This window comes from Lentzea sp. (genome assembly GCF_035525475.1).
GTDB lineage: Bacteria > Actinomycetota > Actinomycetes > Mycobacteriales > Pseudonocardiaceae > Lentzea.
The window spans coordinates 1-14,605 of record NZ_DATLEC010000035.1; the positions used below are offsets into that span (position 1 = coordinate 1).

The window sequence follows — 14,605 nt, forward strand, 5'->3', positions numbered from 1 at the left end:
GACCCGGAGGAGGTGCTGGCGAACGCCGCCGACCACCTGGTCCGGCTGCACGCCGAGCAGTTCCCGGGACGCGTCCCGCTCGGCCTGGGCGTGGCCACCGGCGGCTGGGTCGACACCGAGCCGGGCGTGCTGGTCGAGCACACCTCGCTCGGCTGGCGCGACGTGCCCGTGCGCGACCTGCTCTCCGCCCGGACCGGGCTGCCGGTGCTGGTGGACAGCCACGCGCGGGCCCTGGCGCGGGCCGAGCAGCTGTTCGGCGCGGCCGGCCACCACGAGTCCCTGGTCCACCTGTTCGTCGGCAACGTGGTGGACGCCGCGATCATCACCGGCGGCGGCACGCACCGGGGCGCGCGCTCGGCGGCCGGCGGGGTGGCGCACCTGGCGCTGGGCGACCCGGCGATCCGCTGCCACTGCGGCCGGAACGGCTGCCTGGAGGCCACCGTGTCGGACCGCGCCTGGGCCTGGCGGGCCCACCGGGAGGGCGTGATCGACCGACCGTCCATCGTGGACCTGACCGACGCCGCCGTCGGCGGTGACGAGGCGGCCACCGCGCTGCTGGTCGAACGCGCCAAGGTCGTCGCCCGCGCGGCGGCGGCGCTGGTCGACATCATCAACCCGGACGTCGTCGTGGTCACCGAACTGGGCGTCATCCAGCTGCCCGAGTGCGCCGCCGCCCTGCGCGCGGAGGTGGCCGCGACCTCACGGGTGTGCCCCTCGGCGTCGGCCGTGCTGGCGAGCAGCTTCGGCACGGACGTGCTGGGCGTGGCGGCGGGCGCCGTGCAGCTGGACGCCGTGTACGCCGACCCCCTGAACATCCGCAACCCGATCCGATTGGGAGTCTGAAGTTGTCCGCACGCGAACTGCACCTCAACGCGTTCCTCATGGGCGTCGGCCACCACGAGGCGGCCTGGCGGCACCCGCGCACCGACCCCCGCGCGCTCGACGACGTGGCGCACTTCCAGAACCTGGCGCGGATCGCCGAGCGCGGCACGTTCGACTCGGTGTTCCTCGCCGACGGGGTGCAGATCTGGGGCGACGTGCGGCACAGCACGGCCAACCGGTTCGAGCCGATCACGCTGCTGACCGCGCTCGCCCAGGCCACCGAGCGGATCGGGCTGATCGCGACCGCCTCCACCGGGTTCAGCGAGCCGTACAACCTCGCGCGGCTGTTCTCCTCGCTCGACCACATCAGCGGCGGCCGCGCGGGCTGGAACATCGTCACCACCGCCCAGGACCGGTCGGCGCAGAACTTCAACCGCGAGGTCAACACCGAGCACGCCGAGCGCTACCGGCGTGCCGGTGAGTTCCTCGACGTCGTCACGGCGCTGTGGGACTCGTGGGAGGACGACGCCCTGGTCGTCGACCGGGAGTCCGGCGTCTTCGCCGACGAGACCAAGGTGCACGAGATCGGCCACAAAGGACAGTTCTTCTCGGTGCGCGGCCCGCTCAACGCCGTGCGCAGCCCGCAGGGACATCCGCTGCTCGTGCAGGCGGGGTCGAGCGAGGACGGCAAGGCGTTCGCCGCCGCGTGGGCCGAGGCCGTGTTCACCGCGCAGCAGACCCACGGCGAGGCCACCGCGTTCTACGCGGACCTCAAGCGCCGTGTGGCCGAGGCCGGACGACCGGCGGAGGGCCTCCAGGTGCTGCCCGGCATCGTCCCCGTGCTCGGCGGCACGGAGGCCGAGGCCGCCGCGCTCGCCGCCGAGCTGGACGACCTGATCATCCCCGCCCGCGCGGTGCGGCAGCTGACCGAGCTGATCGGCATCGACCTCACCGATCACCCGCTCGACCAGCGGCTGCCGCCGTTCCCGCCGGTCAGCCGCGTCAACGGCGCCAAGAGCCGGTTCGAGCTGGTCCGCGACCTGGCCGAACGGGAGCGGCTGACGTTGCGGCAGCTGCTCGGCAGGCTCGGCGGCGGCCGCGGGCACCAGGTCGTGGCCGGCACGCCCGAGCAGATCGCCGACCACATCGAGCTGTGGTTCACCACCGGCGCGGCCGACGGGTTCAACGTCATGGCGCCGCTGCTGCCGTCCGGGCTGGAGGACTTCGTCGACCACGTCGTGCCGCTGCTGCGGGCGCGCGGCCTGTTCCGCACCGAGTACACCGGCCGCACGCTGCGCGACCACTACGGCCTGCCCCGCCCGGCGAGCCGCTACAGCAGGGTCAGCGTCTGATCACCACCGGAACCCGGCGGGGCCGCGCACGGTCTCCGCGGCCAGGCGCTCGACCTCGGCCGCGGACACCGGCACCCCCGGCGCGGACTGGACCCAGGCGACCCACTCGGCCGGGGTGAGATCAGCCGTCGGCGCGCCCACGTAGGGCGTGGCGTACAGGGGTGTGCCGGGCTCGCTGCGCCAGCTCTCGGCCAGCGGGCCCAGGTCCACCGCGTCGAAGCCGAGCACGTCGAGGAGATCGGCGACCTCCTTCTTGGCCACGGCGTCGTCACCGGAGATCGGCAGCGCGCTGCGGTCGGCGGCGCCCTTGTCGCGGAAGAGCTGGGCGATCTGCGGAGAGCCGATCGAGTGGAACGCCTTCACGACCTTCGAGCCGGAGAGGTGCCGCTGGACGAGCTCGCTGGACGTCAGCTCGTCGCCGTCCAGCTCCGGCCTGCGCCAGGCGTCGGTCACCACGTAGTTCATCGGGTCGATGACGATCTTCCCGGCGAGCTCCTCGCGGGAAAGGCTTTCGTGCACGCCGAACGGCACGGCGGCGAGGATCACCTCGGTCGCGCGCGCGACTTCGGCAGGTGTGGCGGCACGGGCGTGGGAGCCCAACGACTCGACGAGGCCGGTGAGCGTCTCCGGGCCGCGCGAGTTGCTCAGCACGACGTCGAGGCCCGCGTCGACGGCGCGCCGCGCGACTCCGGCTCCGACGGTTCCGGTGCCGATGATGCCCAGGGTGGAGGTGGTCATGTCAGTTCTCCGTTCGGTGTTCTGCCTCCATCCCACCGGCGCCGGCCAGGACGAACAACGATCAAGCGGAGAACGCAGCGATCACATCGTGTGATAGATCTGGGAGCGTGGAGCTCAGAACGCTGCAGTACTTCGTGACGGTCGCCGAGGAGCTGCACTTCGGCAACGCGGCGAAGCGGCTGCGGATCGTGCAGTCCGCGGTCAGCCAGCAGATCGCCCGGTTCGAACGCGAGCTGGGCGTGCGGCTGCTGGACCGCACGTCCCGGACCGTGCGGCTGACCCCCGCGGGCGAACGGGTCCTCGCCGCGGCGAGGGACACTCTGTCGGCGGCGGCCAGGGTGCGGCTGGTGGCCGGTGAGCTGGACGCGAGCCTGCGGATCGGCGTGGCCTCCTGCGTCACGCCCCGCCTCGACCGCGCCCTCGCCCGGCTGCGCGAGGGCGACCGCGTCCTCGAACCGCACCTCGTCACCCTCCCGGTCAGCGCGCGCGTCGACGCCGTCCGCGCCGGGGAACTGGACGTCGCGCTCGTCCGCGGGGCGTTCAGCAGCACCACCGTGACGGCGGCGCACGCGTGGTCCGAACCGCTGCACGTCGTGGTGTCGCGCAAGCACCCCGCCGCCGGCGACGCGGCCGTCAGGCTCTGCGACCTGGACCCGGACGGTCTGCGCTTGCCCGCCCGCGAGGTCGACCCACCGCTGTTCGACGCGATCGTCGCCGCCCTTCCCCTGGCACCGGAACGGCTGCCGTCCGGTGACCTCCTCGCCGTGCTGTTCGAGGTCGGCAGCGACCCGCGCGGCTGGACGCTGATGCCCGCCGAACAGCTCGGCGGCGACTCGCCCCGGTTGCGGCAACTGCCGCTCGATCCCCCGCTGGAGGTCGACGGCCACGTCGTGACATCACTCGCCACACCCGAGGCATGTGTGGCGTCGTACGTCGCCGCGTTCGCCGACTGGCACTGACCCTTGATCGCCTGGCTTGAGGTCGGCGCCGCCGGGGTACTGAAGGGACGCCGTACACGCGCGTGTACGCACTGGAAGGCCCGCCTTCGGACGGGCGGCCGGCATCGGCGCGGGATGTTGAACACTCCAGCACCCCGTCGCCGGTGCCGGTTCTCACACCGGTTTACGCCCGCCGCTGTCCGGGTCGGAGTGGCCGGTGCCTTTAGTATGCGCTGTGCGAGCGTCAAGAAGTCGGCGTCGTGGACTCCACCGATGACTGAGGAGCACGGCGGTATGGCCGACTACGTGCAGACAGGTTCCGTGCGATCGCTGGACGGCGACCGCCCCGATCCGTTGGCACGCCTCGATGAGACAACCGAGGCACTGACGCACCTGCACGAAGCCGTCACCGGCGAGGAGTCGCTCGACGACGCCCTGACGCGGGTCGCGGAGACCGCGGCCAGAGCCATGCCCGACGCCGACGCGGTGACGGTGTCCGTCGTGACGTCCGAACACCCGCGCACCGCCGCGGCGACGGACCCGGACCTCGTCAAGCTCGTCGAGGTGCAGTACGAGGCCGGCCGCGGACCGTCCCTGGAGTCGGCGCGCGAGCTCGTCCCCGTGCGAGCGGTGATCGGCGAGCACCGCGAGCAGTGGCCCGAGTTCGAGGCCGCGGCCCTCGCCGCCGGCGTCTGCGCGTACCTGTCGGTGCCGGTGGTCCTCCCGGAGTCGAACGACGCCGAGGTCCGCCACATCGGAACCCTCACCGTCTACAGCTACACCGCGACGGCGTTCGACCCGTTCGACGAGGGACTCATGCGCCTCCTGACCTCGGCGGCGTCCGCGACGATCACCAACGCACAGCGCTGGGCGCACTCACGCGACAAGGTCAAGCACCTGGAGCGGGCCATCGAGTCGCGCGCCGTGATCGACCAGGCCAAGGGGGTGCTGATGGCGGTGCACGCCTGCAGCGCGGACGAGGCGTTCAGAACGCTGGTGGAACAGTCACAACGGGCGAACACCAAACTCCGCGACGTGGCGGCACAGCTGCTGAAGTCAGTCGCGAAGTCCTGAGACCACACAACGAGAACCTCGTCACACACCCTCCGACTCGCGCCGCGTGAGCACCACGGGCCCGTCGTCGGTGATGGCCACGGTGTGCTCGGAATGAGCAGTGCGCGACCCGTCGGCAGACCGGATGGTCCACCCGTCCTCGTCGTAGACGATCCGGTCGGTCGTGCGGCAGAACCAGGGCTCGAGCGCGAGGGTCAGCCCAGTCCTGAGCACGAGACCACGCCCGGCCTTCCCCTTGTTGGACACGTGCACGTCCTCGTGCATGGTGCGCCCGATGCCGTGCCCACCGAACTCGGTGCTGACGGGATACCCGTAGTCCTGCGCCACAGCCCAGATCGCCGCAGAGATGTCACCGACACGGTTACCGGGCCGCGCGGCACCGATCGCCGCCTCCAACGCCTCCTCGGTGGCACGGATGAGCCGAAGATCCTCCTCGGCGGCACCCCCGACGACGAACGTCCGCGCCGAGTCGGCGGCCCACCCGTCGATCATGACCGCGAAGTCCGCGGACAACACGTCCCCGTCCCGCAACGAGTAGTCGTGCGGCAACCCGTGCAGCACGGCATCGTTGACGGACAAGCAGATGACGTTGCGGAACGGACCTTCACCGAACGAGGGCGCGTAGTCCCAGTAACACGACACGGCCCCGCGACGCTCGATCATGCCGCGCACGTGGTGCTCCAGGTCGAGCAGGTTGACCCCCACGTCGGCGATCCGGTGGACCTCGGTGAGCACCTCGGCCACGAAGCGCCCGGTCACGCGCATGCGCTCGATCTCGGCGGGCGACTTCAGTTCGATCACTTCGTACCTCACATCGGCGGAACCGGTATTTTTATACCGGCACCCTAGCTGGAGCGGTATAGAAATACCAGTCGGGTCTGCTTGCGGTGGCTGGCGTGGGTCGGCATGCCGTGGCTGGCACAGGTTTTAGCGGAGGGGTCACCGGCCGTGCGAGTGGTCGCCTTGCGTGGGTGGTCCCTCGGGCAGTGTCGACGAGTGGGTGTTCATCGCCGCCGCGCGACGATCCGCGATTGGGGCTTGACTTTGGGTGCGAGGTGCCACCTTGCCGGGATCGGGCGGGCGCGGAGCGTCCGACCTTGTCCGCCCGATGAAGCGCCTCGCAAGGGCCCCGAAGTCAAGCCCCACTCGCTATCGACGCGAAGCGGCGATGACCAACCCGGCGTCGACACTGCCCACGCAACCACGCTGGAACGCGACGAGTCACGACAAATGGCGACCCCTCCGCTGGAACCGACGCCAGCCGACCCACGCCAGCCACACACCAGCCCACGGTCCCGAGTGATCAAAACCTCCTCTCACCTCGACGGCCGAAGATTGACGATCTTGATCCGGGGGAACACGGCAGATAGCTGATCGACGACCGGAAGGCCACCATGCCCGCCCAAGACCTCGTGCTCGCGGACCGGTACGAGCTCGCCGACGTACTGGGCACAGGCGGCATGGCCGAGGTCCGCCGCGCCTGGGACAAGCGTTTGCACCGCCACGTCGCGGTCAAGCTGTTCCAAGCGGGGACGGAACTCTCGCACGAGCGCCGGTTCGACAACGAGATCAAGACGCTCGCCTCGCTCTCGCACCCGCGTCTGGTGCAGGTGCACGACGCCGGGACCAGTGACGGCACGCCGTTCGTCGTCCTGCAGCTCGTCGAGGGGTGCACGTTGCGCGACCGGATCGTCGAAGGTCCTCTCGGGGTCGACGACGTGAAGCGGATCGGTGCGGATCTCGCCGACGCGCTCGCCTACGTGCACGCGATGGGTGTCGTGCACCGCGACGTCAAGCCGTCCAACGTGCTGCTGGACCAGGACGACAACACGCACCTCGCCGACTTCGGGCTCGCCAGGGTCGTCGACACCACTCGCCTCACCCGGCCTGACCAGGTGGTCGGCACGGCCGCGTACCTCTCGCCGGAGCAGGTGCGCGGCGAGGAGCTCACGGGTGCGGTGGACGTCTACGCGCTCGGTCTGGTGTTGCTGGAATGCCTCACCGGGCACCGCGAGTACCAGGGCAGCGAGATCGAGGCCGCGGTCGCGCGCCTGCACCGCCGGCCCGCGATTCCCGCCGACCTGCCCGCGAACCTCCACCGGCTGCTGACCCTGATGACGTCGCTGTCGGCGCGCCGCCGCCCCTCCGCCGCCGAGTGCGCGCGGGCTCTGCGCGAGCCGAGCGAGTCGAGCGAGCCGCCCACGCGCGCCGTCGCGATCGCGCGCCGGCATCGTGCGGTGGTCGGCCCGATCGTGGTGGCGCTGTTCGCCGCCGTGGGCATCGCCGCCGTCGTGCTGCCCTCGCCACCACCCGCCGAGTCCGCGCCGACGCCGGCCGCGCCCGTCACTACGGGGGCTCCCGTCACGACGGGGGCTCCCGTCGTGAACTCACCGCAGACGCAGACCCAGGTCCAAGTCCAGGTCGAGACCCAGACGCAGGTCGTCACCGTGCCCGTCGAGGCCGTGAAGAAGGACGACGCCAGTCCGGAGATCGCGACGCCGAAGGACGAGAAGCAGAAGAACCCGAACAAGGGGCAGGGACCCGCGAAGGCGCCGGGCAAGGGATCGCACTAGGGCGACGACGGCTGACGTACGGGAGCGCGGCGAGTCCTTCGCCGAGGATGCGCCGGGCCACGTCGCGTCGGCGCACTCCCCACGCCACCAGCAGTCGCTCCAGCAGCATCGTGCCGCCGAAGCACGCCATGGCCACGACAACCGGCCACGCGACGTGCTCCAGCGCCGCGAGCGCGCTGTGCACCACCGCGATGGTCAGGAACAGAACCGCCAGACACCGGACCCGGACTGGCTCTTCCCACTCGACCTGCACTGCCCGTCGCCCCATACACAACGGATCGTGACGATCCCTCACATCGTTACCACGCCTGAAACCAGAATGAATTCAGTTTCGGAACGGTTCTGATTTAAAGTGTCGTCATGGCACCGGGGCGGCGCGACCGCAAGAAGGCGATGACGCGGAAGGCACTGGCCGACGCGGCCTTGGAGCTCTTCCTCGCCCGCGGCTACGACAACGTGACGGTGAAGGAGATCGCCGAGGCCGCCGACACCGCGGTCGCGACGCTGTTCGCGCACTTCCCCAACGGCAAGGAAGCCCTGGTCCTCGACGACAGCACCGAACGGGCGGCCTCTCTGACCACGGCGGTCCGCGAGCGCGCCGGCGGTGTCTCGGCCCTGGACGCACTGCACGCGTTCTTCGCGGCACGAGCCCCGTTCGCCGACGACCTTCCCGCCGAGTACCGGCGGCGCATGGACCTGATCATGGGAACTCCCGCCCTCCGGGCCTACGCGCGCACGGTCTGGATCGCCTGCCAGGACACCCTGGCGGTCCTGCTCGCCGAGGCCGCCGGGCGTGCGGAACCGGACGACTCCCTGCACGTGCTGGCCCGCTACGTCCTGGAGACGCCGGACCTCGCCTCCGCCAGACCCGACCGCCAAGCCGCGCTCGCGGAGGCGTTCGAGCACCTGAAGAAGGGATGGCCAGGGCTGTGAACGTCCTCGTGACCGGCGGCAACGCCGGAATCGGCTACTTCGTCGCCGAACAGCTCGCCGCGGCCGGCGCCACCGTCGCCCTGGGCTCTCGTGACGCGGCGAAAGCCGCGGCCGCCCGTGCCGCGATCCTCGCCGGCACGCCGGACGCGACCGTGCGGCACGTGCCGCTGGACCTCGCGGACCTGTCGTCGCTGAAGTCCTCGGCGGACGCCGTCGGGCTCGACCACCTCGACGCCGTGGTGCTCAACGCGGGCATCGCGCTCGACACACCGCCGCGCCGCGAGAGCGTCGACGGCCACGAGCTGATGTTCGCCACCAACCACCTCGGCCACTTCGCCCTCACGCACTGGCTGGCGCCGCTGCTCACCGGCGCGCGCATCATCACGACGGGCAGCTTCGCGGCGCGGTCGGAGCGCCTCGACCTCGACGACCTCCAGTCGATGGACGCCTACGACCCGAAGCGCACCTACGGCCGTTCCAAGCTCGCCCAGATGAGCTTCGGGTTCGAGCTGGACCGCCGCCTGCGCGCCGCGGGCAGCACCTGCCGCAGCATCGTGGTCCACCCCGGCGGCGCACTGGACTCGTTGACCCCGTCCCGCCCCGGCGTGCACTCGCGCTCCGCCGCGACGCGGTTGCTCGGCCTGCCCGCGGGACTTCTGCTGCACGGCAAGGACGCCGGAGCCCGGCCCGCGGTCCGCGCGGTCCTCGACCCCGGCGTCGAAGGCGGCCAGCTCCTGGGTCCACGGCAGTTCGGGCTGCGTGGCGCTCCCCGCGTCGAACAGCCGCACACGCACATGACGGACCCGCGGACGGGCGCGGCGCTGTGGGAGGCGAGCCGCGAGCTGACCGGGGTGGAACCGGTCCTGTCCTGAAGGGACGGATACTGGCGGGTATGACGATCCACGACACGGCCTGGCGGGCCTTCGCGAGCGACAACTACGCGGGCGTGCTGCCCGAGGCGATGGCCGCGATCGCCGCCGCGAACGGTGGCCACCAGGTCTCCTACGGCGAGGACGTGTACACCGCCCGTCTGCAGGAGGTCGTGCGCGAGCACTTCGGCGAGCGCGCCGAGGTCTTCCCCGTCTTCAACGGCACCGGCGCGAACGTCCTGTCGCTGACCAGCGTGCTGCCGCGCTGGGGCGCCGTCGTCGCGGCGTCGACCGCGCACGTCCACGTCGACGAGGGCGGCGCGCCGGAGCGGATGACCGGCCTCAAGCTGCTGCCGGTGCCGAGCCCGGACGGCAAGCTGACGCCGGACCTCGTCGCGCGCGAGGCGTGGGGCTGGGGCAACGAGCACCGCGCCCAGCCGCTGGCCGTGACGATCTCGCAGACCACCGAGATGGGCACGCTCTACACACCGGACGAGATCCGCGCGCTCGCCGAGTTCGCCCACGAGCGCGGGATGGCCCTGCACGTCGACGGCTCCCGGCTGTGGAACGCCGCCGCCGCGCTCGGCGTGCCGTTCCGCGAGTTCACCACCGGCGCGGGTGTGGACGTCCTCAGCCTCGGCGGCACCAAGATCGGCCTGCTCGGCGCGGAGGCGGTCGTGGTGCTCGACCCGGACCGCGCCACCGGTCTGCGGTACCTGCGCAAGGCCACCATGCAGCTCGCCAGCAAGATGCGGTTCGCCTCCGCGCAGCTGCTGTCGCTGTTCGAGGACGACCTGGGCGTGCGCACGGCCGCCCACGCGAACGCGATGGCCGCCCGGTTGCGCGCGGCCCTGGAGGCCGGGATCGCCGACGGGTCGCTGCCCGGACTCGCCTTCACCCAGGACACCGCCGCGAACGCGATCTTCGCGACGGTGCCGCCGGACGCCGCCGAGCGCATCCGCAAGCAGGTCCGCTTCTACGACTGGGACACCGCCAGGGGCGAGGTGCGGTGGATGACCTCGTGGGACACCACCGAGTCCGATGTGGACGGCTTCGCCGCCGTGATCCGCGAGGAGCTGGCAGGGCGCTAGCGGTGTGGCCCGGAACGTTGCCGGGTGAGTTCGCCAACGGGCCGGGTCGCCCAACTAGAGCTGGTTCTCGCCGCCGTCGACGTAGAGGTTGGCGCCGACGATGAAGCTGCTCTGGTCCGAGGCGAGGAACGCCACGGCGTCGGCGACCTCCTCCGCCGTCCCCACCCGCCCGATCGGCACCCCCGCCGCGAAGCCCGCCCTGGCCTCCTCGGACACGCCGGCGAGCGCGGGGGTGTCGATCGTGCCGGGTGAGATGGCGTTGACGCGGACGCCCCTGCCCTTGAGCTCGTTGGCCCAGGTGCGGACGTACGAGCGCAGCGCGGCCTTGGTCGCGGCGTACGTGCCGAACTCCGCGACGCCGTCGTCGGCGCGGACCGAGCAGTTCACGATCACCGCGGCACCCTCGTTGAGCAGCGGCAACGCCTTCTGCACGCTGAACAGCGTGCCGCGCACGTTGATGCCGAAGATCTGGTCGAAGTGCTCCTCGGTGGTCTCCTCCAGCGAGGCGAACCCGCCGATCCCCGCGTTCGCGAAGAGCGCGTCCACTCCCCTGCCCCTGGCGCGGACCGCGTCGTAGAGCCGGTCCAGGTCCGCCGGGTCGGCGATGTCTCCCCGCACGGCCGTGGCATCGCCGATGAGCTCCACCGCCGCGTCCAGCTCGCCCTGGCGCCTGCCGGTGATGAACACGTGCGCGCCCTCGGCGGCGAACCGCCGGGCGGCCGCCAGACCGATACCGCTGCTCCCACCGGTCACGACCGCCGTCTTGCCCTCGAACTGAGCCATTACCCCTCCACCTCTTCCGTACCGATCGGTACTGAAATCGACCGTAGCACTTCCAGACCGATCGGTACCGAAGGGGTAGACTGGGGGCGTGACGGCGATCGGCAGACCCAGGGGCTTCGACGCGGACGAGGCGTTGCAGGCCGCCATGCTGGTGTTCTGGCGACAGGGTTACGAAGGCGCGAGCCTCGCCGACCTCACCGACGCCATGGGCATCACCAAGACGAGCATGTACGCGGCGTTCGGCAACAAGGAGCAGCTCTTCCGCAAAGCGCTCGCACGCTACGACGAAGGCCCCGCCTCCTACGCGTTGCGCGCGGTCGAGAAACCGACCGCGCGCGAGGTGGCGACGGCGTTCCTCAACGGCGCGGTGCGCACGACGACCCAGCCGGACGGTCCGCCTGGATGCTTCGGCGTGCAGGCGTCGTTGGCGGCGGGCGAGTCCGGGGAGCCCGCGCGCGAGATCCTGTCGGAGTGGCGGAACAACGGCCGCCGGCTCCTCGAGACGCGGTTCCGGCGCGCTGTCGACGAGGGCGACCTGCCGCCGGAGACCGACGCGGGCGGGCTCGCGCTGTACGTCATGACGGTCGCGTTCGGCATCGCGGTCCAGGCCGCCAGCGGCGTGAGCCGTGCCGACCTCCAGGGGATCGCCGACACCGCTTTGCGCAACTGGCCGGCCTGACCAAAGGCCGCGTCCGCTCGACATGACCTCCTTGCCGGGATGACGTGACCCGGCCCACCAGCCGGACCGCGATAAAACGGGGTAGAGTCCGCTTATGAAAGCGGGGTACGGTCCGATTACCTCGCGGCCCGGCAAAGGACTGAGGACATGACGCACATCGGGATCATCATCGGCAGCACCCGCCCCGGCCGGAACGGCGAGCAGGTGGCCAGGTGGGTCCTCCAGCACGCGGAACAGCGCACGGACGCCACGTTCGAACTGGTCGACCTGAAGGACTTCCCGCTCCCCCACCTCGACGAGCCGATGCCGCCGATGATGCAGCAGTACCAGCACGACCACACCAAGGAGTGGTCGGCGAAGATCGCGGGCTTCGACGGGTTCGTCATGGTCACGCCCGAGTACAACCACTCGACGTCGGGCGTGCTCAAGAACGCGATCGACTACCTCTTCGCGGAGTGGAACAACAAGGCGGTCGGCTTCGTGTCCTACGGCGGTGTCGGCGGGGCGCGGGCCGTGGAGCACCTCCGGCTGATCGCGGGTGAGCTCAAGCTCGCCGACGTGCGCACCAGCGTGTCGCTGTCGATGCACCACGACTTCGAGGGCTACACCACGCTCACGCCGTCCGACGCCCAGGTGGCCACGCTGTCCACCCTGTTCGACGAGCTCATCGCGTGGAGCACCGCGCTCGCGCCGTTGCGGGGACGTCAGCTCGCGCCGCAGTCCTGAACCGTGGTGACCAGCGGGTAGCGTTCAGCCCGTGGACCCCGTCGCGCTGCCGCTGCACCCACCGCGTGAGGAGCGGGCCGACGCCGCGCGCAACCGCGCCCACCTGCTCGACGTGGCCAGGCAGATGGTCGAGGAGCTCGGCGTCGACAAGGTCACCATGGACGGCCTCGCCGAACGGGCCGGGCTGGGCAAGGGAACCGTCTTCCGCCGCTTCCGCACGCGTGCGGGCATCTTCTTCGCGCTCTTCGACGAGGAGGAGAAGCGGTTCCAGGAACAGCTGCTGAGCGGGCCTCCGCCGCTCGGCCCCGGCGCGCCGGCGGTCGAGCGGCTGGTCGCGTTCGGGCGGGCGCGGCTCGAGTTCCTCGTGGAGCGCACCGCCCTGGCCCGCGCCACGCTCGACCCGGCCCAGCCCACGCCGATCGAGCGCAGCCCGTCGCTGTTCCACGTGCAGATGCTGCTGAGCGAGGCGGTTCCGGACGCGGCGGCGAGCGGAACGCTGGCGTTGCAGCTGGTCGCGGCACTGGAAGGGCCGATCCTGCTGTACCTGCGGGCACCGGAGGACTCGGGAACGACCCATCCCGGCACCGTCGTGGAGGACCTGGTCGCGAGCTGGCGTGACCTGGTCGAGCGAGTCTGCGGCTGAGAATCGCGGGTATCCGCCTGGCATGGCGACTTACACGCACACGGCGGAAGCCGACATCCCGGCCGACACGCTGTTCGGTTTCCTGGCCGACCCGACGAACCTGCCCCGCTACTTCCCGCAGATGACCGCGGCCGAGCCCGGGGGCGGCGAGCAGGTGCACGTGGAGGCCGAGGTGCACGGCCACCACGTCGAGGGCGAGGCGTGGGTGCGGCCGGACACCGAGCGGCGCACGCTCGAGTGGGGCGCGGAGGGCCCCGACGACTACCACGGTGAGCTGCAGATCGAGGAGGTGGCGCCGGGGCGTTCGCGCATCACGGTGAGCCTGCACAGCGTGCGGGAGGCGTCGGGCGACGAGGTGCAGCGGGGGCTGGAGCAGACCGTCGCCGTGCTCACCCAGACGGCGGCCGCGGACGACCGCCACACCGGCTGAGCGTTCGGAGCAGGTCGGCCAGCAGGGCCGCCGCGCGGGAGCCGATCTCTTCGGCGACAGCGGCGGCCAGGACCTCGCGGCCGACGACGTCGTCCCAGGTCGTCTGCCTGCCGCAGTGAGAGCACCCGCCATCGCGCCGGTTGATCGCGTGCATGTCCACGCCGTCCCGGCGCTCCCGCCGGGTCAGGTCACCGGTCCCGGCGCCACCGTCCGCCGCGGCTCGCGGCGCAGGTCGTCGAGCCCCGCCTGGACGTCGTCGATCGCGATCCGTTCCGCGGCCACCAGGTCGCCCGCGCGCAGGGCTCGCACGAGCGCGCGGTGGGAGGCGTAGCGCTCTAGGTTGCGCTCGTGGTTCGCGAGGACGCGTTCGAGGGTCCTGGTCCTGCGCTCCGCCCTGGTGAACACCCTGGTCTGGTCGAGCAGCCTGACCAGGACGGCGTTGCCCGCGCACGCCGCGACCGCGTCGTTGAAGCGCTGCATCACGTCGAGCAGGCCGTTCAGGTGCTTCTCGACGGGACGGTCCTCGGCGGCGCGCTGCTTGATGACGATCAGCAGGTCGTCGGCCTCGTCGAGGATCGCGTCCAGTTCGTCGAGCTGGGCCGGGGTGGCGTGCCGGGCGGCGAACCGGGCGATGAGACCGCGCAGCGCGACCTCCACCTCGGCGAGGTCCTCGACGGCGGTGGCGCCGATGTCGGCGACCACGACCGTGCGCGGGCCGATCCGCTTGATCATGCCGTCCTGCTCCAGGCGGCGGATGGCCTCGCGGACCGGGGTCGGGCTCATCGACAGCCGCTCGGCGAGGCCCCGTTCGGTGATCTTCTCGTTGGGGGCGAGCTCACCCGCGGTGATCGCCTCCTGGACCGAGCGGTACGCCCGGCCGGCCAGCGTCTCACGGGGGTCCTCGTCGGCCGTCACGAGTCCGGATACTACGTCAGACCACCAGGCTATTGCTTG

General features: G+C 71.5%; 16 protein-coding genes. 12 read left to right on the plus strand and 4 right to left on the minus strand.

Annotated elements, in window-relative coordinates; translation table 11 throughout:
- Positions 1 to 843: ROK family protein (locus VM306_RS04945; RefSeq protein ID WP_325511333.1), on the plus strand; the 843-nt coding region annotated here is incomplete at its 5' end.
- A 2-nt stretch (positions 844 to 845) separates the two neighbouring features.
- Entirely contained in the window at positions 846 to 2,174 is a 1,329-nt protein-coding gene (locus VM306_RS04950; protein WP_325511336.1) for an LLM class flavin-dependent oxidoreductase, read from the plus strand.
- Here VM306_RS04950 and VM306_RS04955 read toward each other — a convergent pair whose 3' ends face one another.
- On the minus strand, positions 2,175 to 2,948 hold the full coding sequence (locus VM306_RS04955) for an NADPH-dependent F420 reductase (RefSeq protein ID WP_325511338.1): 774 nt from the start codon (positions 2,946 to 2,948) through the stop codon (positions 2,175 to 2,177).
- A 71-nt stretch (positions 2,949 to 3,019) separates the two neighbouring features.
- On the opposite strand from VM306_RS04955, the gene VM306_RS04960 reads away from it, so the two are divergent.
- Both VM306_RS04960 and VM306_RS04965 read left to right on the plus strand, forming a co-directional pair.
- Entirely contained in the window at positions 3,020 to 3,871 is an 852-nt protein-coding gene (locus VM306_RS04960; RefSeq protein ID WP_325511340.1) for a LysR family transcriptional regulator, read from the plus strand.
- A 252-nt stretch (positions 3,872 to 4,123) separates the two neighbouring features.
- Positions 4,124 to 4,924: a GAF and ANTAR domain-containing protein gene (locus VM306_RS04965; RefSeq protein ID WP_325511342.1), complete on the plus strand. Its 801-nt coding sequence runs from the start codon at positions 4,124 to 4,126 to the stop codon at positions 4,922 to 4,924.
- Between the two features lie 21 nt (positions 4,925 to 4,945).
- Here the strand turns inward: VM306_RS04965 and map are convergent, their stop codons facing one another.
- Positions 4,946 to 5,725 carry a type I methionyl aminopeptidase gene (gene map, locus VM306_RS04970; RefSeq protein WP_325511344.1) on the minus strand — a complete coding sequence of 260 codons (780 nt, stop codon included), beginning with the start codon at positions 5,723 to 5,725 and terminating at the stop codon, positions 4,946 to 4,948.
- A gap of 593 nt (positions 5,726 to 6,318) precedes the next feature.
- Between map and VM306_RS04975 the strand changes: the two genes are divergently transcribed.
- The 4 genes from VM306_RS04975 to VM306_RS04990 all read left to right on the plus strand — a co-directional run bounded on the left by VM306_RS04975 (position 6,319) and on the right by VM306_RS04990 (position 10,390).
- Positions 6,319 to 7,497: a serine/threonine-protein kinase gene (locus VM306_RS04975; RefSeq protein WP_325511346.1), complete on the plus strand. Its 1,179-nt coding sequence runs from the start codon at positions 6,319 to 6,321 to the stop codon at positions 7,495 to 7,497.
- Between the two features lie 360 nt (positions 7,498 to 7,857).
- Positions 7,858 to 8,430: a helix-turn-helix domain-containing protein gene (locus tag VM306_RS04980; RefSeq protein WP_325511348.1), complete on the plus strand. Its 573-nt coding sequence runs from the start codon at positions 7,858 to 7,860 to the stop codon at positions 8,428 to 8,430.
- The gene (locus VM306_RS04985; protein ID WP_325511350.1) at positions 8,415 to 9,302 is read left to right on the plus strand and encodes an SDR family NAD(P)-dependent oxidoreductase; all 888 of its coding nucleotides are present in this window, start codon (positions 8,415 to 8,417) and stop codon (positions 9,300 to 9,302) included. Before VM306_RS04980 ends, VM306_RS04985 begins: the two co-directional genes overlap by 16 nt.
- Before the next feature lie 20 nt (positions 9,303 to 9,322).
- Positions 9,323 to 10,390, plus strand: a complete 1,068-nt coding sequence (locus VM306_RS04990) for a threonine aldolase family protein (RefSeq protein ID WP_325511352.1) — start codon at positions 9,323 to 9,325, stop codon at positions 10,388 to 10,390.
- A 54-nt stretch (positions 10,391 to 10,444) separates the two neighbouring features.
- Here the strand turns inward: VM306_RS04990 and VM306_RS04995 are convergent, their stop codons facing one another.
- Positions 10,445 to 11,173, minus strand: a complete 729-nt coding sequence (locus tag VM306_RS04995) for an SDR family oxidoreductase (RefSeq protein ID WP_325511354.1) — start codon at positions 11,171 to 11,173, stop codon at positions 10,445 to 10,447.
- An 88-nt stretch (positions 11,174 to 11,261) separates the two neighbouring features.
- Between VM306_RS04995 and VM306_RS05000 the strand changes: the two genes are divergently transcribed.
- The 4 genes from VM306_RS05000 (at position 11,262) to VM306_RS05015 (ending at position 13,651) form a co-directional block, all read left to right on the plus strand.
- Positions 11,262 to 11,852 (plus strand): TetR/AcrR family transcriptional regulator, encoded by a 591-nt coding sequence (locus VM306_RS05000; RefSeq protein WP_325511356.1) that lies wholly within the window; start codon positions 11,262 to 11,264, stop codon positions 11,850 to 11,852.
- Between the two features lie 147 nt (positions 11,853 to 11,999).
- On the plus strand, positions 12,000 to 12,578 hold the full coding sequence (locus VM306_RS05005; protein WP_325511358.1) for an NAD(P)H-dependent oxidoreductase: 579 nt from the start codon (positions 12,000 to 12,002) through the stop codon (positions 12,576 to 12,578).
- Between the two features lie 31 nt (positions 12,579 to 12,609).
- Positions 12,610 to 13,221 (plus strand): helix-turn-helix domain-containing protein, encoded by a 612-nt coding sequence (locus VM306_RS05010; RefSeq protein WP_325511360.1) that lies wholly within the window; start codon positions 12,610 to 12,612, stop codon positions 13,219 to 13,221.
- A gap of 22 nt (positions 13,222 to 13,243) precedes the next feature.
- On the plus strand, positions 13,244 to 13,651 hold the full coding sequence (locus VM306_RS05015; RefSeq protein ID WP_325511362.1) for an SRPBCC family protein: 408 nt from the start codon (positions 13,244 to 13,246) through the stop codon (positions 13,649 to 13,651).
- A gap of 183 nt (positions 13,652 to 13,834) precedes the next feature.
- Here VM306_RS05015 and VM306_RS05020 read toward each other — a convergent pair whose 3' ends face one another.
- Positions 13,835 to 14,566 carry a GntR family transcriptional regulator gene (locus tag VM306_RS05020; protein ID WP_325511363.1) on the minus strand — a complete coding sequence of 244 codons (732 nt, stop codon included), beginning with the start codon at positions 14,564 to 14,566 and terminating at the stop codon, positions 13,835 to 13,837.
- Positions 14,567 to 14,605: the final 39 nt, after the last annotated feature.